The organism is Micromonospora sp. NPDC048040 (assembly GCF_055587185.1).
This window is the reverse complement of record NZ_JBVJGT010000020.1, coordinates 46,223-67,059: the sequence shown is the minus strand read 5'-3', so window position 1 is coordinate 67,059 and position 20,837 is coordinate 46,223. Positions and strand designations below refer to the sequence as shown.

Below are 20,837 nucleotides of genomic sequence, written 5' to 3'. Positions count from 1 at the left end.
GCGGGGGCCTGGTGCGGGGCCCCCGCTCAGACGAATGAGGGGCAGCTCAGCCGTCCAGCCGGCGGACCATGTTCATGATGGTCTCCACCTGGGCGCCGCCCTTGATCGGGTAGTTGGTCGCGCCGAGGTAGCCCCACCAGTCCCAGCACCCGTTCGGGTTGGTGCCGGCGGTGGCCCGCGCCTGCGGGTAGAGCACGATCAGGTTGTTGGTGTCGGCGTACTGGTTGAGGTTCGCCCGGTCGACGAAGGCGGTGCCGACCGCGCCGTAGCCCTGGAGGCAGCCGTGCAGGGCGACCAGCAGCCGGCACGACTGCCCGGCGGCGCAGGACGCCGGGACGTAGGCGAACCCGTTGGCGTCCATGCTCAGGCCGTTGGCCCAACCGTTGACCGCGTGGGTGTTCTGGCTGAACCGGATGAGCGTTCCGCCGAGCGGGCCCGTGTTCGGCGCCTGCACGCTGCCGAGCAGCTTGCGCAGCAGGGCGTTCTGCGGGTCGGTGCCGCAGTCGTTCAGGAAGGGTGAGGCGGTGGCGGTGCAACCCAGCGTCCCGTACGGGGTGACCCAGGCGTGGCCGGCCGACGAGCCGCTGTCGTACTGCACGCCGGCCCCGAAGTGCTGGTAGTAGCGGACCAGGTCGTCGGTGACGGACTTCTTGACGACGCCGTCGTTGTTGCCGTGGAAGACGTACACGGGATCGCCGGAGAGGTTGCCGACCGGGTCGACCCAGCCGTAGGTGGCCCACGTCCGGGTGTAGGTCTGCAGGGCGGTCACGTTCGTCGGGTACAGGTTGTCGCCGCAGCCGTTGAGCGCCTGGACGACGTTGTTCTGCGCGCAGTAGTACGGCCCGGCGGCGAAGACCGCCGCGCCCCGGATCCGCGACGAGTAGGCGACGTGGAGCTGGGTGGCCATGTAGCCACCGGAGGAGACGCCGGCGACGTACACGCCGGAGACGTTGTAGGCGCGCAGCGACCCGGAGACGGGTGTCTTGGTGTACGGGGTGGCGGCCTGGGCGGGAGCCGCTGCGGTGAGGACGAGCAGCAGCGCGGTGACGAGGGCGGTGGCGGCCTTGAGCGGTGTGGTCATGGCGCTCTCCTGTCCGGGAGCGGTGGCGGTGGTGTCGGCGTGCGCAGACGCTAACGTGACACCGACCACATCGGACATGAGCGGCGTCGACACCTCGGGCGGCGCCGGGGTGTCGGCCGCCCACAGCTCGCACCCACGGTTCCGGACCCACGCGGCTGCGGATCCGGTTTGTCGCCGGTTCGGGCCACTGTCGAAGGGCCAGGTCAGGGGCGCTGGGAGCGCGTCGCTCAGTTACGTCGTCGGGGCTCGGGGAACCGGATCAGGTGGGCTCCCGAGGCGGCCCCGGCTCGGCCCAGCACAGTCCGCCCCTGGCCGCCACGCCCGGCAGCCCGTCGACCAGCCGGCCGATGTCCACCACCGACGCCAGCGACACCGCGACGTCGGCGCGCAGCTCCGCCACGGCCGCGTCGAGGTCGTCCTCCTCCGCCGACCAGTCGATGTCCGCCGCCCGCAGATCGGCCACCGCGTGGTCGGTGAGCACCCGCGGGTCGGTCACGGCGACCGTGAGCCGGCAGTACACCTGGAGCAGGAACGGTTCGGGAAGGTCCGCGTCGGTCATCCGAACAGCATGGCGTACGACCTCTCCCACGACACCTTTACTTAGGCATTGACCTAAGCTTCCTCTGCCGCAATACTTAGGCACATGCCTAAGCGATCTGGCAACGAGGACGGGGAGGTCGACGCCGCCCTGGATCACGTGTTCCACGCGCTGTCGGACCCCACCCGCCGCCAGATCGTGGAGCTCCTCGGCCGGGGCCCGACGACGACGAGCGACCTGGCTCGCCCGTTTGACATGGCACTACCGTCGTTCACCCAGCATCTGCGCGTCCTCGAGCGCGCCGGCCTGGTGACGTCGGAGAAGAAGGGACGGGTGCGGACCTACCGGCTCGCGCCCGAGCCGCTCGACCGGGTCGACGCCTGGCTCGCCGGGCAGCGCGCGCTGTGGACCCGGCGCATCGACCAACTGGACGCACTTCTCTACGACCTGAAGGAGCAGCAGAAATGACCGCGTACACCATGGACCCGAAGCTCGACCTCGTCCTGGAGCGCACCGTCGACGTCGCGCCGGAGCTGGTCTGGAAGGCCTGGACCACCCCCGAGCTGCTCGTGAAGTGGTTCGCCCCGAAGCCCTGGTCGACCTCGTCCTGTGAGATCGACCTGCGACCGGGCGGCAGGTTCCACACCGTCATGCGCTCGCCGGAGGGCGAGGAGTATCCGAGCACCGGCTGCATCCTGGTCGTCGAGGAGAACAGGACGCTGGTCTTCACCTCCGCGCTGGGCCCCGACTTCCGTCCGCAGCCCGGCGGGGACGACCTCCCGTTCACCGCGGTCGTGCGGCTCGAGCGCGCCGGCGACGGCACGAAGTACACCGCGACGGCGATCCACGCCGACGCCGTGGGGAAGAAGTCGCACGAGGAGATGGGCTTCACCGAGGGCTGGGGCGCGGCGCTGGACCAGCTGGTCGAGGTCGCGAAGTCCCTCTGACGGCCGCGACGAACGCCGGTGGCCCCTCCCGATCGTTGACGGGAGGGGCCACCGGCGCCCGGCCGCGATCTTGACCTCAACCTCACTTGAGGTCCTACGGTCGCGGCATGACGATCAAGGCTTACCCGCAGGACGTGCTCGCCGCCCAGCCCATCGGCTACTGGAGCGGCGCCGCCAACGAGATCATCGTCGGCAGTCTCCGCGCCGCCCTCGCCGAGGAGGACCTCACCCAGCCGCACTGGTGGACGCTGAACCACGTCGCCGGCGCCCCCGGGGAGTGGACCCGCGTCGCGCTCACGGCCAAGCTCTCCCGATTCGACACGCAGGGCACCGACTTCGACGCCGTCCACGCCGACCTCGCCGCCCGCGGCTGGACCACCGAGGTCGACGGCCGGCTGGCCCTCACCGAGGCGGGCGAGGCCGGTCGGCAGCGCGCCGCGGCCCGCAACCGCAAGGTCCACGAGCGGATGCACGACGGCATCGACGCCGCCGAGTACGTCGCGGCCCTGAACGTCCTGCGCCGGATGATCGCCAACCTCGGCGGCGACAGCGACCTCCCGTAGCGGCGCGGGGTGCCCATCGCGCTCCCGCCACGGCCAGGTGCCCGGCTCACTGCGCCGGGCACTCCTCTTCCTCGGACAGCGCCTCGCGGAGCCGCCGCCGCTCGCGGCGGGTCAGGAAGAACTCGATCGCCGCCGTGACGACGCAGATCACGCTCAGCCACGCCAGCGCCGCGAGTGCCGACCGTCGGGCGATGACCGGGATCAGCGCCACCAGCAGGATCGCCGCGACGACCCGCGGCCACACGAGGGTGCGGACGGCGCGGCTCAGCCGCCACTGGAACGCGGCGTGCGAGAGCATGAACAGCGCTACCCCGCCGTACATGGCGTAGAGACCCAGACTGTCGAGAGGGTCGCCCCGCCGGTAGGCGTGGGCGTCGCCGACCAGCGACGGCACGTGCTTCAGCCCGAGCGCGAGCAGGATGATCCCGGCGATCATCGGCAGGTGCAGGAAGGTGTAGCCGTCTCTGGCGAGGGCCACCCGGCGGGCCTGGTCAGCGTCCCGCAGCGCACGTTCGCCGATGAGAGCGGACAGGTCGAAGTAGATCAGTTCGAGGGCGCCGGCGACCACCACGGCGAGCGCGGAGGCGGTGAGCAGACCCGGTGAGCCCGGTACGCTGCCGCCGGCGATGCCGACCGACACCAGCACCTCGCCGAGCGCCACGATCATGATCAGGTTGTGCCGCTCGGCCCAGTGCCGGGCGGAGAAGATCTGGCGTTCGGGGACCCGGAGCATCTGTCCTGCCCCGTAGTCGACGATGACCGCCAGCAGCCAGAGGACGACCTGCCCGGCCCTTGCCTGGTCGGTGCTGAGGGTCGATCGGGGAAGCAGCGCCGCGGCCAGCAGCAGGGTGACCGCGACGACCATCGGCACGGTGAGCGCGGCGAGGTCGACGCGGCGCAGTCCGGGGGTCGCGTAGATCCGCAGCGCCAGGTAGAGGACCCGCACGGCGGCGAAGCAGGCGACGAACGCCAGCGACGTGTCCGTGCCGCCGGGAACGTCGGTGAAGGCCTCGCTGATCGTCACCGTCAGCACGAACATGATCGGCGTGACGGAGAGGATCACCAGCCGAGACAGGCCGTAGGTCGCCTGGGCCCGGTTGCCGAGCCAGGCGAACAGCGACCAGGACCACCACAGGACGGTGAGAACGAGCAGGCCGTGCAGCACGCCGAGCTCGCCCGCCTCCGCCGTCATCAGGGTGGTCACCTGGATGAACGCGAAGACGAACACCACGTCGAGGAAGAGTTCCGCCGTGGCGACCCGGGACTGCTCGGTCACCGAGCGGACGCGCCGCGCTCCCGTCACTCGTCGGGCGGACACGGCGGCGTCATGACCCGGGTGGGCCGGAAACGGCGTCGAGGCCGGCTGAGGAACCGCACGCCTACTCCTCCTCGCGCATGGCTGTGGCAGGGACGTGTCCCCGTGTGGGCACCGGACAAACTCCCTGCGACCACCCGGATCAGGGCCACGGCGGCGCAGGTCCGCAGACACGGGTCGTCTCCGGTTGACGGGCGGCTGTCCCGCCGGGCGGGGTGGCCGCCCTGCCGGGCGCGTCCGCTCGCTTCCGGTGTCGATCAGCTCCGGCCGGCCCGCAGGGCCGCGGCGATCACCCCGACGCCCTCCTCGATGGCCGAGGCCGTGTTGGCCGCGTACCCGAGGACCAGGCCCGGCGGGTGGGGCGCTGGCAGTGCCACGACAGCGGCTGCACCTTCACCCCACGTTCCAGGGTGGCCAACGCCACCTCCGTGTCGGCCACCTCGCCGGGCAGCGTGACCGTCAGGTGCAGCCCGGCCGCCGCCTCGTGCACCGTCGCGCCCGGCAGGTGCCGGGCGACGGCCGCCACCATCGCGTCGCGCCGCCGGACGTGCCGTCGGCGCAGCAGCCGCAGCTGCCGCTCCAGCGCACCCGAGGTCATCAGCTCGGCCAGCACCAGTTGCGGTAGCACGGCGTTGCCCAGGTCGGCGTTGCGCTTGGCGTCGACCACCGCGTCGCGGTGGCGCGGCGGGACCAGCAGCCAGCCGATGCGCAGGGCGGGCGCGAGCAGCTTCGACACGCTGCCGGCGTAGCAGACGTGGCCGGGCAGCATGGCGCGCAGGGCGGGCACCGGCGGCCGGTCGTAGCGGTGCTCGGCGTCGTAGTCGTCCTCGACGACCAGGCCGCCGGCCGGCACCGGGGCGCTCTACACGCTCGCCGCCGGGCTGACCCGTGGCCCTCGCGCGGGGCTGCTCGCCGCCGCCGGTTGCACCCTGGGCGTCGCCCCGCACCTGGCGGCGGCGGTCATCGGCCTGGCCGCACTGCTGCACTCCAGCGCCGCGGCGTTCCAGGTGCTCAAGTACGTCGGGGTGGCCTACCTCCTCTACCTGGCCTGGGCGACGTGGCGGGTCCGCAGCGGGTTCACGATCGCGGCGGCGGAGCCCGCGCCGTCGCCCGCCCGGGTGGTCGGGGTGGCGGTGCTGTCGAACCTGCTCAACCCGAAGTTGACCATCTTCGTCGCGTTCCTGCCGCAGTTCGTCCGCCCGGACGAGCCGGACCAGGTGGCCCGGATGCTGGGGCTGGGGGCGGTGTTCATGCTGCTCACCTTCGTGGTGTTCGGCGCGTACGGGCTGCTCGCCGGTGCCGTGCGCGACCGGGTGCTGGCCCGGCCGGCGGTGACCCGCTGGCTGCGCCGTGGCTTCGCCGGCTCGTTCGTGGCGCTCGGGCTGCTGCTGGCCCGCGCCGAGTCCTGAGGATGGACCCGACCGGCTGGCCGGCGGCTTCGAGTGCTGAGGCCGGGTGATCAGATGTTCGAGGAGTCGGGAGGCACGTCTGCCGGGAGCAGTGGCGCACCGGCCGCCGGGCCCAACCCCTGGCAGGACATCCCGACGGTGTACGCGGTCATCGACAGCGATCCGTACGCGTACCCGTCCACCAGCACCTCCGAGCCGTTGCCGGCGGCCCCGGCCAGGCCGGCCAGGTAGAGCAGCGGGATGAAGTGGTCGGGCGTCGGCACGGCCAGGCCGAAGTCGTGGTGGGCGTCGAGCGCGGGTGCCTCGGTCGGGTCGCCGAGCATGACCTCCCTCGCCGCCTCGTCGAACCGGTGCGCCCAGTCGAAGCCCTCGTCGACCATGCGCGGATCCACCCCGCGGAGGTTGTGCACGACGTTGCCGCTGGCCACGACGAGCACGCCGCGCTCGCGCAGCGGTGCCAACTTCGCGCCCAGATCCAGGTGGTAGTCCAGATCCTTGAACGCGTTGATGCTCAACTGGACGACGGGGATGTCGGCGTCGGGAAAGGCGTGCGTGAGCACCGACCAGGTGCCGTGGTCGATGCCCCAGGAGTCGACGTCCGCGCCGACCCAGGTGGGGTGGACGACGTCGCTGATCTCCTCGGCCAGTTCGGGCAGGCCGGGCGCCGGGTAGCGGACGTCGAACAGCTCCTGCGGGAAGCCGTAGAAGTCGTGGATCGTCTTTGGTCGGGGCATCGCCGTGACGGCGGTGGCGCCGATGTACCAGTGGGCCGACACCACCAGGATCGCGCGGGGACGCGGCACCGACCGGCCGAAGGCGCGCCACGCGGACGTGTACCGGTTCAGCTCCAGGGCGTTCATCGGGCTGCCGTGCCCGAAGAACGCCGCCGGCATCACCGTGGGGACCGTCTGGCTGCTCATGCTGCTCCCCCGACCTCGACGACGACCCGAGCGTAACCAGCCACCGGCGGGGGTGGGCGGGTCAACGCCCACCATGACCCGGTGGCGTCACGACGGGGTCGACCCTCGCCGACGTCGACCTCGGCCCCGGTGCGCCGGCTGGGTCGGCGCCCGTCAGGCGGACACCTCACGCCAGGCGGGATGGTTGCCCCGCCAGGCGCCGGCGAGGATGACCGCCGATGCCCGGCCCGGGCATTCCTGCACCCGGGACCGGCCGGAGGCGCCGCCGATCTGCACCTGCACGTCCCAGCGCTGCCCGTCCGTGCGGATGTACACGTCGCGGCGCCCGCGCTGGGACGTGTCGCCGTTCCACCAGTGCTCTTCGATCCTCACCTGGCGACCGTATAGCACTCGCCCGGTGGACGGCACGGGGGCACCGGAGCGACTCGGCCGACCACCGGCCAGGGCGCCCGCTCCCGGGTCGAGGACGGCACGCAGGCGAGGAGACGGCCGCTCAGGCGGACTCCCCCGGCGCCAGGAAGCGGTAGCCGGGCACGGTCTCGGTGAACCAGCCGTTCACGCTGGCCAGCCCCCGGTCGTTGAGCTGGGCGTCGTGAATCGGGAACACCCGCTCCGCCCCGGCGGTCAGGGCGAAGTCGATCGCCTCGGTCAGTTTCAGCCAGGACGCCTGCGCCGGGACGAGCAGGGTCCGCACGGGCCGGTCCGGCGGGTACAGGGAGTCACCCGGGTGGTAGACCTCGTCGCCGACCAGGTAGCCCAGGTTGGCGCAGTCGGGCTGACCGCCGTGGATGGCGGCGTGCCGGCCGCCGAGCGCGGTCACGGTGAGGCCGGCGGCGGTGAACCGCTCCCCGGCGCGCACCCGGGTCACGGGCAGTGGGACCAGATCGGGCAGCGCCGCGCCCTCGGGCGCGAAGACCGGCACCCCGAGGCCGGCCAGCCGGAGCACGTCCACGTGGTCGGTGTGCTCGTGGGTGACCAGCACGGCGTCCGCGCCGGCCAGGGCGCGCGGCTCGCTCCACGTGCCCGGGTCGATGACCAGCACGCCGCCGTCGTGCTCCAGCCGGACGCAGGCGTGGGTGAACTTGGTGATCCGCACCCGCCGACCGTACGCCGACGGCCCGCGACCGTCAGCCCTCCCGGCCCTCCCCCACGATCCGGTCGAACTCGGCGGGGCCGATCTCGCCCTCGCGCAGCCGCCGGGCGTTGGCGGCGAATCGGCCGATCGCCCGGCCCCGCGCCGCCGTGGCCGGGTCCGGCACGCCGTCCGGGTCGAGGCCGACGCACTCGTCGGCCACCTGCCGGGGGTCGCCGGAATCCGGGGACTCGCCGTGCAGCCGGCGCAGCGCCGCGCGCAGCTGCGCGTCGGCGGCCTCGCTCGTGCCCCAGGCGCGCGCCAGCTCGACCGTGCGCCCCAGGGTGTCCTCGCCGACCTTCTCCTCGCGCAGGGTGGCCCGCATCATCCGGAGGAACCGTACGGTGGTGGCGTCCGCGTCGTCCATGATCATGCCGGCAGGGTAACGAGCGGGTGCGACAGACTCAGTCGTGCCCGGCGTGGGCGCCGGGCCGGGGTGGGGTACCGGCGCGCTGGCCCGGTTCCACCACCACGAACTGGCCCATCATGCCGGCGTCCTCGTGGTAGAGCAGGTGGCAGTGGAACAGGTACGGCACGTCCGGGTCACCGTGGTCGTTGACATCCTCCCCCACCTAATGGCGGGGGGATTCCTACCCTCGCGGGTTGGGGTTCCTGGTTCACCGCAGACCGCACAGTGAGGGTGAACCGCCGGGTCTCGCCGGCGGACGCCGGGTCCAGCCGGTCGACCGGGACCAGCGTGTCGGGCACCGACGGCGATACCGCGAGGGTGCCGGCGGCGCGCAGTTGCAGCACGTCGAAGCGGTCCGTGCCGCCGGCGAACCGGTCAGCCAGCGCGCCGGCGCCGAGGTCGGGCGGGGTGCTGCGCAGGGTCTCACCCGCTCCCCCGAGCGGACGTCCACCACGATCTCGGCGCGCTCGGCGGGGCCCGGGCGGCGTACACCGCCCGGGCCCTCGCCCACGGCGCCCGTAGGAAGCGCCGCGCGACCGCCTAGCGGCCGACGGCGGAGGCGGCGGCCGCCGCCACGATGGCGTCCTGTTCGGCGTCGTCCAGCACGCCGGATCCCACGAGCCCGTCGGTGACCGAGGCGACGTGCGCGACGAACGCGCCGTGGCTGCCCCAGTCGGCCTCGTCGCGGATCAGGTCGTTGACCGTGCACCCGCCGTCGGCGTACCGGTTCGGCACGGCGGTCGCGCCGCCCGCGTACGCCTGACGGCGCAGGTCGGAGCGCGGGCAGGCGTCCGCCTCGGGCACGTACCGCAGCAGGTGCGAGCCGTACTGGACCGCCCGGTTGGGCGCCTTGACCCCGTTGCGGAACCACAGGTTGCCCTGGCCGTCCTGGGTCAGCCGGTAGGTCTCCGCGTCCCGGATCACCCGCACCGCCTTCGACAGCGGGTCGATCTTCAGCAGGTAGCCGTCGAGCGAGGCGTAGACGTGCTCGTCGGCGGCGCTGACGAGCAGTTCGTCGGCCACCCCGGAGTAGCCGCCGGGCACGTCGACGCGGTGGGTCACCGCGCCGGTCGCCGGGTCGAGCACGAACACCTCGCCGTCGGCGAGTCCCCAGATCATGCCGTCCGGCCCGGCGACGACCGAGGTGATCGCGTCGGCGCCCGGCACCGGGGTGTACTCGGCCGTCTTCTCGCCGGTCACCAGGTCGGCGGTGAACAGTTTCGCCTCCGTGGCGCGCGGCACGGTGCCCCCGCCGCCGCTGACCGTCGTGCCGGCCCAGAGCCGGTCGCCGACCACGGCCAGGCTGATCACGCCCTGATCGGCGACGATGTCCCGGCGGGTGGTGCGGGCGCCGGTCGCGGTGTCGTACACGGTCAGCGCGCCGCCCCAGAGGCCGTAGTCGGGCGTGCTGCCGACGTAGACCCGGCTGCCGGCCGAGGCGAAGGCGATCGGGCGGTTCTGGCCCTCGGGTTGCAGCCGGAACAGCTCGCGCGGATTGGTGCCGAGGCGGTACGGCTGGGTGGGGTCGTAGACGAGCACCCCGCCGTACGGGTAGACGCCCTGGTACATCTTCCCGTCGTGCCAGCCGAAGCCGTCGGCCTGCCCGAGCCGGCCCACGTTCGTCGCGGCGCCGGTGGCCGGGTCGAGCACGGCGAGGTTGCCGTTGATGTAGAGGTTCGTCCAGATCCGGCCGTCCGGGCCGGCGGTGATGTTGTTGATGTCCAGCGCCTGCGGCGGGAACGGCAGCCGGTAGCGCTCGCTGGCGCCGGTCGCCGGGTCGTACCGCAGCGCCTGCCCGGCGTAGTTGCCGATAACGGCGTAGAGCTGGCCGTCGAGGAAGCCGAAGCCGATGCCCGCCCCGTCGCTGCGCACCGGCGCGCCCGCGGCGTCGCGCACCGGCCCGGCGGCGTCGGTCGGCAGGTCGTAGCGCCAGAGGTCGGTGCCGGAGGTGAAGTAGACCGACCGGCCGTCGGGGGCGAGCGGCGAGGTGCCCCGGGAGCCCATGGTGAAGCCGTCGGCCAGGACGGCGCCGGTGTCCGGGTCGAGCACGAGCGCCTGGAGCTTGCTGCGCTTGACGAAGAGCTTCCCGCCGACCAGGTTGATGTCGTACGGGTGGTTCGGGTCGCCGCGCAGCGCCTCCGGCCAGATGTCCCGCTTCTCCCCCGTGGTCAGGTCGAGGCGGATCAGGTGGCCGCCCGTGCCGACCGCCGCCCACAGCACGTTCCGCGCGGCGTCGACCGCCACGTCGATCACGTACTGCTCGCCGGGGTGCATCCGGCCGTGGTCACGGAACCCCTCCCCGGGCGCGTACGAGAAGACGTGCGCCCCGGGGTAGGTGCCGCCGTAGACCCGGCCGTCGGCACCGGGGCGCAGGCCGTAGAGAACGGTCTGCCCCGGCACGGGTGCGCCGAGGTCGACGGTGGCCCGGGTGTCCGGGTCGTACGAGTAGAGGTGGGCGTTGGGGTAGCTGCCCGCGTAGACGGTGCCGTCGCCGGCCTGCGTGATGCCCCAGGCGCCGGAGGAGTCGGGCAGGTAGGCGGTGTCGAGCAGTTCCCGGGTCACCGGGTCGGCCACGCTGAGCACCCCGGGCGAGCCCATCTGGACCCCGTAGACGACGGGCCGGCCGGCGGCGCCGGTGCCGTAGTGGCCCTCGAAGACGGTGAGGGCGGTCTGCTGGACCCCGAAGTCGGTGACCGCGCCGGGGGCGGGGGCGGCCGGCACGGCCGTGGCGGGGGCGGTGGGCAGCAGGGCGGCGGCGAGCGCCAGGACGACGGCGGGCACAAGGGGACGACGTAACGGCGACACGACGCGACCTCCACGTTCGACGATGCCCGGCACCCTATTACGGTGGCGTCCGGAACTCTAGAGGCACCGATGAATGCCTGCGCCCATCCGGCGCGGAGTCCGCGCCGAGGGCTCGACACGACACGATCCGCGTGGTGGGCTGTGACGGTTAGAGCCCGGACCGAAACCTGAGACTCTGGAGGTCGTGTTGCGACGTACCGCGCTCACCGCGGCCCTGCTGCTGGCCGCCGCCACCCTGGCGGTCCCGGCGGGGCCCGCCCACGCCGAGGCGTCCCCGCCCGGCACCGTCACCGACCTCGGGTCCGCCTCCGAGGTCACCTCGGTCAACGGCTCCGAGCTGATCGACGGGACGATCTACACCGCGACCGGCGGCGTGAACCCGGTCGTGGTGGGCGGCTACGACCTGGCCGCGCAGACGGTCGACCAGCGCTACGAGCTGCCGACCGGCGGCGGCGCCTGGGCCACCACCTCGGTCGGCACCGACCTGTACGTGGGCACCTACGAGCCGGGCGACCTGTACCGGGTGGACACCACCGGCACCGGGGTCACCAAGGTCGCCGACGTCTCCCCTGACCGGTACATCTGGGCCCTGGACACCGCGCCCGACGGCGTCGTCTACGGCGGCACCTACCCCGGCGGGCGGGTCTTCTCCTACGACCCCGCCACCGGCGCCACCCGCGACTACGGCGTCGCGGTGCCCGGCGAGCAGTACGTGCGCAGCATCGCCGTCGACGCGACGACCATCTACGCCGGCGTCGGGGCGCACGCCCACCTGATCGCGATCGACCGGGCCACCGGCGCGAAGCGGGAACTCCTGCCGCCCGAGTTCGCCGACCGCACCTTCGTCGGCACCCTCGCCCTGGAGAACGGCCTCCTCGCCGCGGCCCTCTCCCCCACCGGCACCATGCTGCTGATCGACACCGCGAACCCGTCGCGGTACGAGGTGGTGCAGACGCCGGACAGCTTCATCACCGCCATCGCCGTCGACCCGGCACGCAACGACGTCTACCTCGGCACCCGCCCCTCGGGCACGCTGCGCAGGTACGACCGGGACACCGGGCAGCTCAGCACCCTCGCCGTGCCCTACGACGGCGCCTCCTTCGGCCGGATCTTCGTCACCGGCGACCAGTTGCGCGGCGTCGTCACCAACACCGTGGTCACCTACGACCTGAACACCGGGGAGCTGACCGGCGTCGACCTCACCCAGGCCGGCATGCCGCCGGCGCCGGAACTGGCCATGGCGATCGCCACCGACGGCCCCCGGGTGTACGTCTCCGGCAAGGCCGGCGTGCAGGTGCACGACCTGGCGGCGGGCACCTCCACCCGGCGGTTCCTGCCCGGCGAGGCCAAGGCCATGACGCCCGTCGCGGGCGAGATCTGGATGTCGGTCTACACGCTGGCGTACCTGTTCCGGATGGCGCCCGACGGCGACCCGCGCCGGGTCGCCGCGATCGGCGCGGAACAGACCCGGCCGCTCGACGCCACCTGGTCCCCCGCCGACAGGCTGCTCGTCGTCGGCACCGAACCGGACTACGGCCGGTACGGCGGCGCGGTCAGCCTCTACGACCCCCGCACCGGGACCCTGGACGTGCACCGCGACGTCGTCGCCGACCAGTCGATCCGGTCGGTGGCGGTGAAGCACGGCACCGCCTTCCTCGGCAGCAGCGTCAACGGCGGCTTCGGCACCACCCCGCGCGCCACCGAGGCCCGGCTCGCCGGCTTCGACCTCGCCAGCCGGACGAAGACCTGGGAGATCACCCCGGTTCCCGGCGCGAAGCAGATCGTCGACCTCGTGGCCACCGGCGACCGCGTCATCGGCCTCACCGAGACCGGCGTGCTCTTCGCCGTCGACCGGCGCACCCGCCAGGTCGTGTCGACCGCCGCCGTCGCCCCGGGTCAGAGCACCCTGGTGCAGGTCGGCGCGACGGTCTACGGCACCAACGGCAGGGACGTGTGGCAGCTCGACCCGGCGACGATGACGGTCACCCCGTTCGTCACCGGCCTGAACGCGCAGTGGTACGGCGGCGGGGCGCTGCTCACCGCCGCCCCGGACGGCTCGGCGCTCTACGCGCTGCGCGGCCGCAACCTGGTCCGCATCCAGCTCTAGGCACCGGCACGACGGCAGGCGGGCCGGCGATCGGAGGAGATCGCCGGCCCGCCGGCCGCGTTCCGGCGGTCAGCCCGTCACGGTGATCCGGTGCAGGTGCTCGCCGGCGCCGACGAAGAGCCGCCCGTCCGGGTGCACGGCGAGGAACTCCGCCGGCTGGTCCAGCAGTTGCCGCGTCGCGCCGGTGGCGAGGTCCACCTGGACCAGCAGCCGCCCGCGGACCAGCGCGTACAGCAGGTGGCGGGGTGCGTCGTAGCCGAGCTTGGCGCGGCTGTCGGCGACCCCCGGGGCGAGCTGGACGCGCTGGCTGACCGAGCGGGTGGCCAGGTCGACGGCGAAGAGCTGACCGCCGGCCAGCCCCCACAGCAGGCCGCTGCGGTCCACCGCCAGGGCGGGGATCGCCGTCGCGCCCGGCACCGGGACGAACTGGAACGCCTCGCTGTCGGTGGCGACGTCCCAGCCGAAGAGGCGCGCCTCGGTCTGGGTGGGCGCAGGGACGCTGTACCCGCCGGAGATCGAGGTGCCGCCCACGATCAGGCCGTTGACGTGGGTGAGGCTGACGATCGACTGGTCGGTCACGACCGGCCGGTGCACGCGCGCCGCTCCGGTGGCCTTCTCCACGACGGCCAGCGCCCCGCCGAGGGTGGTGTTGGGCATCGTGCCGTAGGCGACCCTGTCCCCGGCGTCGGTCAGCGCCCGCGCCCGCACCTGGTCGGCGGCCTTCAGGTCGAGCAGCTTCACCGGGTTGTCCGCGCTGCCGGGCAGGCCGGGCGAGTACTCGGGGCTGCTCCACGGCTTCGCCGGGTCGTACCGGTAGAGCCGCGAGTCCGGGTACGCCCCCAGCCACACCTGGCCGCCGCTCTCCAGCACGCTCTCCACCTGGGCGAAACGCTGGAACGTCGACACCCCGGTGTCCGGGTCGACGCGGGCGAGGCCGCCGTTGAGGTAGCCGCCGACCCAGACCGCGCCGGAGGCGCCGACGTGCAGGGCGGCGATCGGGATAGGCTCGCCGGGCACGTCCGTCTGCACCACGTCGGCGCGGCCGGTGACCGGGTTCCAGCGGAACATATCGCCCCGCCAGAGCAGCCCGACCAGCGTGCGGCCCGGCCAGTCCCGGTCGGCGAGGGTGACCCAGCCGATGCCCCGGTTGTTGACCACCCGACCCGGGAAGACCAGCGGGGTGTCGGTGAACGTCCCGGTGCCCGGGTGGTAGCCGGTGAGCCGGCCGGCGCGGGTGAGGTAGACCAGGCCGCCGGGGCCGGGCGCGGAGACGTCCAGCCCGGCGACGTCGTCGATCAGGTCGGTCCACCGCCCCTGGGCGATGTCGTACACGCCGAGCCGGCCGTTGATGGCGGAGCCGAACCGGGCGTACACCCGCCCGTCGTGGGCGTTCAGGTCGTACACCGTCTGGCCGGTGCCCGCGCCGAGCCCGTCGGGCAGGGGCAGCTCCCGGATCTCGCCGCTGACCTTGTCGATCTCGAAGAGGTGGGCGTCCGGCTGGGTGCCGGCGTAGACCTTGTCGGCGGTGACGGCGAGGCTGCGGACGTACTGCGCGCCGGGGAGGACCTGGCCGTAGTCCCGGGTCGCTCCGGTGGCGGGGTCGTGGGCGAAGACCCGGGCGCCGGGGAAGGTGCCGCCGTACACGACGCCCGCGTCGTCCACGGCGATCCGCCAGATGTACGTCTCCGACGGCAGTGGCCGGCCGAGGTTCTCGACGGGACTGTCCGGGCCGGGCCGGCGGCGGTACAGGTCGCCGGTGCTGTACGCGCCGACGTAGACGGTGCCGTCGGGCGCGGCCGCCACCGCGTACGAGCCGGGTGCGCCGGTGAGCTCCTGGTCGGAGACCGTCCGGCCGGTCGCCGGGTCGATGGCGGCGAGCCGGGCCGGCTCGCCGGAGACGGCGGACCAGAGCACCGGCCTGCCGTCCGGGCCGGGTGCGACGGCCCCGCCGATGAGCAGGACGTCGCGCAGCGGGATGCCGAACGGGTCGACGGTCACCCCGGCGGCCGGCTCGGCCGACGCGGGCGGCGCGGGCCAGGCGGCGGGGACGGCCGGGGCCACCGCGAGGGCGGCGGCGTAGCGGATCAACGTGCGGCGGTTCGTCATAAGCGCCTGCTCCTCTTCCCGCGACCGCCGGAGGCACCGGCGGTCGAGCCGTAACGGTCGGATCCGGAATTGCAGCGAAAGCACCCGGGCGATCTGACTGCCTCCCCGGAATCCGGGACCGACCCGTCGCGCGACGAGCACACGGCTCGGGGAGGGCACATAACGGTCCGGTCCGTTAAGGACCCTAGGAGGCCTATCCACCGGCGTCAACGCCCCGCCGCGGGGCAGCCCTCCGCCGGGCCACCGGGGCCCCTGCCCGGCCCCCGCCCCGCCCTCGGGATCGTCGGTCGGGGGCGGGCGACGTCCGCGCCCGGCATACCATCTGCCGTGCGGCTCGGCGCAGCCGCGGGACAGGGGGACGAGGCGGACATGGGCGACTACGGGCACCCGTTGACCTTCGGGTCGTTCCTGACGCCCGGCAACGCCGACCCGGGCCGGGTGGTGGGCCTCGCCGTGCTCGCCGAGCAGGTCGGGTTCGACCTGGTCACCTTCCAGGACCACCCGTACCAGCCGGCGTTCCTGGACACGTGGACGCTGATGAGCTTCGTGGCGGCCCGGACCCGCACCGTCCGGCTGGCCGCGAACGTGACGAACCTGCCGTTGCGCCCGCCGGCCGTCCTGGCCCGCAGCGTGGCGAGCCTCGACCTGCTCTCCGGCGGCCGGATCGAGCTGGGCCTGGGCGCCGGCGCGTTCTGGGAGGCCATCGAGGCCATGGGCGGGCGTCGGCTCTCCGCCGGGCAGGGCGTGCGGGCCCTGGAGGAGGCGATCGAGGTCATCCGCCAGGTCTGGGACGCCGACGCGCGCGGCGGCGTCCGCGTCGACGGCGAGTTCCACCGGGTGGTCGGCGCGAAGCGGGGCCCCGCGCCCGCCCACGACGTGGGCATCTGGCTCGGCGCGTACAAGCCGCGCATGCTGGCCCTGACCGGGCGCCGGGCCGACGGGTGGCTGCCGTCGCTGGGCTACCTCCAGCCCGGCGACCTCGCCAGGGGCAACGCCGCCATCGACGAGGCGGCCCGGGAGGCGGGTCGGTCCCCCGGCGACGTCCGCCGGCTGCTCAATGTGACCGGCCGCTTCACCCCGGTCGGCCGCGGCCTGTTGCAGGGCCCGCCCGAGCAGTGGGCGGAGGAACTCGCCGACCTCGCGCTCGGCGACGGGATCAGCACTTTCATCCTGGGCAGCGACGACCCCGAGGACCTGCGGCGCTTCGCCGCCGAGGTCGCCCCCGCCGTACGCGACCTCGTGGCCGCCGAGCGCACCGCCGCCACCGCGCCCGACACGCCGGAACCGGTGCCGGTGACCGCCCCGACGGAGCCGCCGGTCGAACGCCCGCCCGCCGGGACGGGAGCCTTCGCGGTCGTCCCGACGCCCGACGACGGCGTCCGCCGCAGCGCGATCCGGGTCTGGGACGAGACCACCCGGCCGACCGGCCCCGCGCCGGACCCCACCCGCACCTACACCCCGCACGACCAGGCCAGCGCCCAGCACCTCGTCGACGTGCACGACGGGCTGCGGGCGGAACTCGCCCGCCTGCACGACCTCGTCGAGCAGGTGGGCGCCGGGCTGCTCGACGCGGGCACGGCCCGCTCGCACATCAACACCATGACGATCCGGCAGAACAAGTGGACGCTGGGCACCTACTGCGAGTCGTACTGCCGGGTGGTCACCACCCACCACACCCTGGAGGACCGGGGGATCTTCCCGCACCTGCGCGCCGGCGACCCCCGCCTCGCACCGGTCATCGACCGGCTGGAGCAGGAGCACCACGCCATCCACGACGTCCTGGAGCGGGTCGACCGCGCCCTCGTCGCGTTCGTCTCCGTCTCCGACGGGATGGCCGAACTCCGCGCGGCCGTCGACCTGCTCAGCGACACGCTGCTGTCCCACCTCGCCTACGAGGAACGCGAACTCGTCGAGCCCATCGCCCGCCTCGGCCTGCACTGAGCCCGCCCCGGCCTGCGCTGAGCCCGCCCCGGCCTGCGTCGACCGGCCCGCGCGCGGCGGCCCGGTGACGGATGATCGAAGCATGGAGCGACGACCCGAGCGCGGGCACCGCTGCGTGCCGCACACCGCCGACGTCCGCATCGAGGCGTGGGCGCCGACCCGGGAGGAGTGCGTGGCCGAGGCGGTCGCCGCGCAGGTCGGGACGTTCGTCGACCCCGCCGGGGCGGCACCGGGCGGCGAGCGGGAGTTCCGTGCGCCGGCCGGCGACGACGAGGACCTGCTGGTGGCCGTACTCGACGAGGTGATCTTCCGGATGGAGACGGAGGGCGAGCTGCCGCTGCACACCGAGGTGGCCGACGACGGCGCCGGCGGCCTGACGGTGCGCTGGCGCACGGCGGGCACCGACGCCGTCGAGCTGGTCGGCGCGGTGCCGAAGGCCGTCTCCCTGCACGAGCTGCGCTTCGGCCGCGACGGCGGGGGCTGGTCCTGCGCGGTGACCCTCGACGTGTGAGCCGCCGGCTCAGCCCTTCACCACGCCGAGCGGCACCAGCCGGGCCACCTTCCGGCACAGCCCGGCACCCTCGGCCGCCGCCACCACCGCCGAGACGTCCTTGTACGCCGACGGCATCTCCTCGGCCAGGCCACGCCGGGACGCGCCGCGCACCGCGATGTCCTGCGCCTCCAACTGGCCGCGCGGGTCCTGGCCGCGCTCGGCCTTCACGGCCTGCTTGCGGCTCTGCACCCGCCCGGCCCCGTGGCAGGTGGAGGCGAACGCCGGCGCCCCCGGCACGCCGGTGAGCACGAACGAGCCGGTGCCCATCGAGCCGGGGATCAGCACCGGCTGGCCGACGTCGCGCAGGTCGTCGGGCAGGTCGGCGTGGCCCGGGGGCAGCGCGCGCGTGGCGCCCTTACGGTGCACGCAGAGCGCGCGCCGCTCGCCGTCGACGTCGTGGTCCTCGATCTTGGCGAGGTTGTGCGAGATGTCGTAGACCAGGTCCAGCCGGCTGCCGGTCACCCGGGCGAAGACCTTCCGGGCGGCATCGGCCAGCAGTTGCCGGTTCGCGCGGGCGAAGTTGGCGGCGGCGGCCATCGCGCCCAGGTAGGCGCGGCCCTCGTGGGAGGAGACCGGGGCGCAGGCGAGCTGCCGGTCCGGCACGTGGATGTTGTGCCGGGCCATCACCTTCTCCATCGCGCGGACGTAGTCGGTGCAGATCTGGTGGCCCAGCCCCCGCGACCCGCAGTGGATCATCACGCAGACCTGGCCGCGGCGCAGCCCGAAGGCGGTGGCGGCGGTGTCGTCGTACACCTCCTCGACGGCCTGCACCTCGAGGAAGTGGTTGCCGGAGCCGAGGCTGCCGACCTGGCGCGCGCCGCGCTCGATCGCCCGCTCGCTGACCTCGGCCGGATTGGCGTCGCCGACGGCGCCGTAGTCCTCGCAGCGGTGCAGGTCCCGCTCGACGCCGAAGCCGCGCTCGACCGCGTACCGGGAGCCGCCGCGCAGCACCGCGTCGAGTTCCTGACGCGAGGACAGGTGCCACACCGCACCCTTGCCCATCCCGCGCGGGGTGGCCTCGCCCAGCCCGTCCATCAGCGCGTCGAGCCGGGGCCGCAGCCCGTCGCGGTCCAGGTCGGCGGCGAGCAGCCGGACCCCGCAGGAGATGTCGAAGCCCACCCCGCCGGGCGAGACCACGCCGCCGTGCGCGACGTCGGTGGCGGCCACCCCGCCGATCGGGAACCCGTAGCCCCAGTGCACGTCCGGCATGGCGTACGAGGCGTCGACGATGCCGGGCAGCGTGGCGACGTTCGCGACCTGCTCCAGCGACTTGTCCGCCCCGGCGTCGGGCAGCAACGACCGGGACGCGAACACCACTCCCGGCACCCGCATCGGGTCGTGCCGATCGATCCGGAAACGGTACGGCGACTCCTCGACCAGCTCCATTCCCGGCGGCTACCCGGGCGAGCGCCCCTTACACCCGCGTCCCGGTGTCGGCCCGCCCGGCCGGCCGGCGCATCGCCCACACACGGGGACCGCCGTCGGGCACCTCGACCTGCCCGGTCACGGCGAAACCGAGCCGCTGGTAGAACCGCACGTTCGGCTCCGACGAGGTCTCCAGCACCGCCGGCAGGCCGGCACGGTCGGCCTCGGCCAGGCCGGGCCGCAGCACCCGGGCACCCAGCCCCCGGCCCTGGTCGACCCGACGCACGCCGACGGTGGCGAGCAGGAACGCCGGCTCGGCCGACCGCAGCGAGGCACAGGCCGCGTCGGCGGCGCGCAGCGCCGCGTGCCGATCGCCGGCCAGCTCGGCGTTGCGCGCCGCGACGCCGGCCCAGACCTCGTCCGGCACCGGCCGGTCCGGGCGCAGCCAGACTGCCACCGCCGCGGGCCGGCCGGCGGGGTCCACCGCCGCCCAGACGTCGCCGTACGGCAGCCCGACCGCGTCGACGGTGCCGGCGAACATCGCCTCCAGCCGCTCCCGGTGCCGGTCGGCCGCCACCGTCCAGGCCATCCAGGGGTACCCGTCGAAGGCGTCGGCGAGCACGGCAGCCGCCTCGGCGGTCGACTCCGGCCCGATCCGGCATACCTCGAACTCCATGCCGACCTCCTCGCGCACCGCCAACCGGTCGGCGCAGTGCGCGATCATGTCACGGCGTCCGGGGCCGGCGCCCGGGATTTTCGGGCCCGCGCCGGGTCCTCAGAGGCGGTAGAACGCGCGGTAGCGGCGGATGAGCCGCCACTGCACCAGCACCGCCGCCACGGTCAGCAGGATCATCACCAGGGTCGCGGCGGCCGCGTAGCCGTAGCGCAGGTACTCGAAGCCGGTGCGGTAGACGAACAGCGACAGGTAGGTGGTGGCGTACGGGGGCGGGCCGCCGTCGGTGACCACGAACGCCGGCACGAACGTGAAGTGCAGGCTCTGGATGGCGTCGCGCACCGCCAGCAGCCCGAGCACCGGCGCCATCAGTGGCAGGGTGACGCGGCGGAACACGTCCCAGCCGGTGGCGTCCTCGATCGCGGCCATCTCGTAGACGTCGCGGGGCAGCGCGCGGCGGGCGGCCAGCAGCACCACGAACGTCTCCCCCATGGTGAACAGGCTCATCAGGATGATCGCGGCCCGGGCGTCGGTCGGGTCGGTGAGCCACTGCGGCGGGGTGCGGCCCAGCGCGGTCAGGCCGTTCTCCCCGCCGGTGCGCAGGAGCTGGTTGATCGGGCCGTAGAGCGGGTTGAGCAGCCACAGCCAGAGCAGCCCGTAGGCGATCTCGGGCACCGCCGTCGGCAGCACCGCCGCCGTGCGGGCGGGACCGACCCCGAGCGCCCGGCGGTGCAGCAGCAGCGCCAGGCCGAGCGCGAAGAGCACCCGCAGCGGTACGGCCACCAGCGCGAAGACCAGCGAGTTGGTCAGCGCCACCCGGAACACCGGATCGTCGACCAGCGCGGTGAGGTTGGCCAGCCCCACCCAGCGTGGCGGGCGCAGCAGGTCGTACTCGGTGAAGGCCAGCGCCAGGGTGACCGCCGCGGGCAGCAGCACCAGCCCGACCAGGCCCACCAGGTACGGCGCCAGCATC

General features: G+C 73.9%; 21 protein-coding genes. 7 read left to right on the top strand and 14 right to left on the bottom strand.

Features of this window, described 5'->3' with window-relative positions; all coding sequences use genetic code 11:
• Positions 1-46: 46 nt before the first annotated feature.
• The gene (locus ACZ6O2_RS20205) at positions 47-1,081 is read right to left on the bottom strand and encodes an extracellular catalytic domain type 2 short-chain-length polyhydroxyalkanoate depolymerase (RefSeq protein ID WP_350708296.1); all 1,035 of its coding nucleotides are present in this window, start codon (positions 1,079-1,081) and stop codon (positions 47-49) included.
• 259 nt (positions 1,082-1,340) lie between these two features.
• Positions 1,341-1,640, bottom strand: coding sequence for a hypothetical protein (locus tag ACZ6O2_RS20200; protein ID WP_466023888.1), 300 nt, complete (start codon positions 1,638-1,640; stop codon positions 1,341-1,343).
• A gap of 84 nt (positions 1,641-1,724) precedes the next feature.
• On the opposite strand from ACZ6O2_RS20200, the gene ACZ6O2_RS20195 reads away from it, so the two are divergent.
• The 3 genes from ACZ6O2_RS20195 (at position 1,725) to ACZ6O2_RS20185 (ending at position 3,129) form a co-directional block, all read left to right on the top strand.
• Positions 1,725-2,087 carry an ArsR/SmtB family transcription factor gene (locus ACZ6O2_RS20195; protein ID WP_466023887.1) on the top strand — a complete coding sequence of 121 codons (363 nt, stop codon included), beginning with the start codon at positions 1,725-1,727 and terminating at the stop codon, positions 2,085-2,087.
• Positions 2,084-2,566, top strand: a complete 483-nt coding sequence (locus ACZ6O2_RS20190; RefSeq protein ID WP_466023886.1) for an SRPBCC family protein — start codon at positions 2,084-2,086, stop codon at positions 2,564-2,566. The genes ACZ6O2_RS20195 and ACZ6O2_RS20190 overlap by 4 nt, the downstream gene beginning before the upstream one ends.
• A 107-nt stretch (positions 2,567-2,673) precedes the next feature.
• Positions 2,674-3,129, top strand: a complete 456-nt coding sequence (locus ACZ6O2_RS20185) for a MarR family winged helix-turn-helix transcriptional regulator (RefSeq protein WP_466023885.1) — start codon at positions 2,674-2,676, stop codon at positions 3,127-3,129.
• A gap of 46 nt (positions 3,130-3,175) precedes the next feature.
• Here ACZ6O2_RS20185 and ACZ6O2_RS20180 read toward each other — a convergent pair whose 3' ends face one another.
• Both ACZ6O2_RS20180 and ACZ6O2_RS20175 read right to left on the bottom strand, forming a co-directional pair.
• Entirely contained in the window at positions 3,176-4,405 is a 1,230-nt protein-coding gene (locus tag ACZ6O2_RS20180; protein ID WP_466023884.1) for a low temperature requirement protein A, read from the bottom strand.
• Between the two features lie 328 nt (positions 4,406-4,733).
• A complete protein-coding gene (locus ACZ6O2_RS20175; protein ID WP_466023883.1) occupies positions 4,734-5,297 on the bottom strand; it encodes an aminotransferase class I/II-fold pyridoxal phosphate-dependent enzyme in 564 nt (187 codons plus the stop codon).
• A gap of 28 nt (positions 5,298-5,325) precedes the next feature.
• Here ACZ6O2_RS20175 and ACZ6O2_RS20170 point away from each other — a divergent pair, with 28 nt between their 5' ends.
• Positions 5,326-5,853, top strand: coding sequence for a LysE family translocator (locus ACZ6O2_RS20170; protein WP_466023917.1), 528 nt, complete (start codon positions 5,326-5,328; stop codon positions 5,851-5,853).
• A 50-nt stretch (positions 5,854-5,903) separates the two neighbouring features.
• On the opposite strand, the gene ygiD is transcribed toward ACZ6O2_RS20170, so the two are convergent.
• The 6 genes from ygiD to ACZ6O2_RS20140 form a co-directional block, all read right to left on the bottom strand.
• Positions 5,904-6,773, bottom strand: coding sequence for a 4,5-DOPA-extradiol-dioxygenase (gene ygiD, locus ACZ6O2_RS20165; RefSeq protein WP_466023882.1), 870 nt, complete (start codon positions 6,771-6,773; stop codon positions 5,904-5,906).
• A gap of 153 nt (positions 6,774-6,926) precedes the next feature.
• Positions 6,927-7,145 carry a hypothetical protein gene (locus tag ACZ6O2_RS20160; protein WP_350708282.1) on the bottom strand — a complete coding sequence of 73 codons (219 nt, stop codon included), beginning with the start codon at positions 7,143-7,145 and terminating at the stop codon, positions 6,927-6,929.
• A gap of 121 nt (positions 7,146-7,266) precedes the next feature.
• Positions 7,267-7,869, bottom strand: coding sequence for an MBL fold metallo-hydrolase (locus ACZ6O2_RS20155; RefSeq protein WP_350708280.1), 603 nt, complete (start codon positions 7,867-7,869; stop codon positions 7,267-7,269).
• Positions 7,870-7,900: 31 nt separating this feature from the next.
• Positions 7,901-8,278 carry a hypothetical protein gene (locus ACZ6O2_RS20150; RefSeq protein WP_350708278.1) on the bottom strand — a complete coding sequence of 126 codons (378 nt, stop codon included), beginning with the start codon at positions 8,276-8,278 and terminating at the stop codon, positions 7,901-7,903.
• A 31-nt stretch (positions 8,279-8,309) separates the two neighbouring features.
• Positions 8,310-8,477 (bottom strand): multicopper oxidase domain-containing protein, encoded by a 168-nt coding sequence (locus ACZ6O2_RS20145; RefSeq protein WP_466023881.1) that lies wholly within the window; start codon positions 8,475-8,477, stop codon positions 8,310-8,312.
• 377 nt (positions 8,478-8,854) lie between these two features.
• Positions 8,855-11,095, bottom strand: a complete 2,241-nt coding sequence (locus ACZ6O2_RS20140) for a hypothetical protein (RefSeq protein ID WP_466023880.1) — start codon at positions 11,093-11,095, stop codon at positions 8,855-8,857.
• A 208-nt stretch (positions 11,096-11,303) separates the two neighbouring features.
• On the opposite strand from ACZ6O2_RS20140, the gene ACZ6O2_RS20135 reads away from it, so the two are divergent.
• Positions 11,304-13,226 carry an NHL repeat-containing protein gene (locus ACZ6O2_RS20135; RefSeq protein ID WP_466023879.1) on the top strand — a complete coding sequence of 641 codons (1,923 nt, stop codon included), beginning with the start codon at positions 11,304-11,306 and terminating at the stop codon, positions 13,224-13,226.
• 69 nt (positions 13,227-13,295) lie between these two features.
• On the opposite strand, the gene ACZ6O2_RS20130 is transcribed toward ACZ6O2_RS20135, so the two are convergent.
• Entirely contained in the window at positions 13,296-15,332 is a 2,037-nt protein-coding gene (locus tag ACZ6O2_RS20130; protein WP_466023878.1) for a hypothetical protein, read from the bottom strand.
• Positions 15,333-15,701: 369 nt separating this feature from the next.
• Between ACZ6O2_RS20130 and ACZ6O2_RS20125 the strand changes: the two genes are divergently transcribed.
• Positions 15,702-17,273 carry an LLM class flavin-dependent oxidoreductase gene (locus ACZ6O2_RS20125; RefSeq protein WP_466023877.1) on the top strand — a complete coding sequence of 524 codons (1,572 nt, stop codon included), beginning with the start codon at positions 15,702-15,704 and terminating at the stop codon, positions 17,271-17,273.
• 82 nt (positions 17,274-17,355) lie between these two features.
• Positions 17,356-17,784: an archease gene (locus tag ACZ6O2_RS20120; RefSeq protein WP_350708267.1), complete on the top strand. Its 429-nt coding sequence runs from the start codon at positions 17,356-17,358 to the stop codon at positions 17,782-17,784.
• A gap of 9 nt (positions 17,785-17,793) precedes the next feature.
• Here ACZ6O2_RS20120 and ACZ6O2_RS20115 read toward each other — a convergent pair whose 3' ends face one another.
• The 3 genes from ACZ6O2_RS20115 to ACZ6O2_RS20105 form a co-directional block, all read right to left on the bottom strand.
• A complete protein-coding gene (locus ACZ6O2_RS20115) occupies positions 17,794-19,212 on the bottom strand; it encodes an RtcB family protein (RefSeq protein WP_466023876.1) in 1,419 nt (472 codons plus the stop codon).
• Between the two features lie 28 nt (positions 19,213-19,240).
• A complete protein-coding gene (locus ACZ6O2_RS20110; protein WP_466023916.1) occupies positions 19,241-19,867 on the bottom strand; it encodes a GNAT family N-acetyltransferase in 627 nt (208 codons plus the stop codon).
• Positions 19,868-19,966: 99 nt separating this feature from the next.
• Entirely contained in the window at positions 19,967-20,836 is an 870-nt protein-coding gene (locus ACZ6O2_RS20105) for a carbohydrate ABC transporter permease (protein ID WP_466023915.1), read from the bottom strand.
• Position 20,837 lies beyond the last annotated feature (1 nt).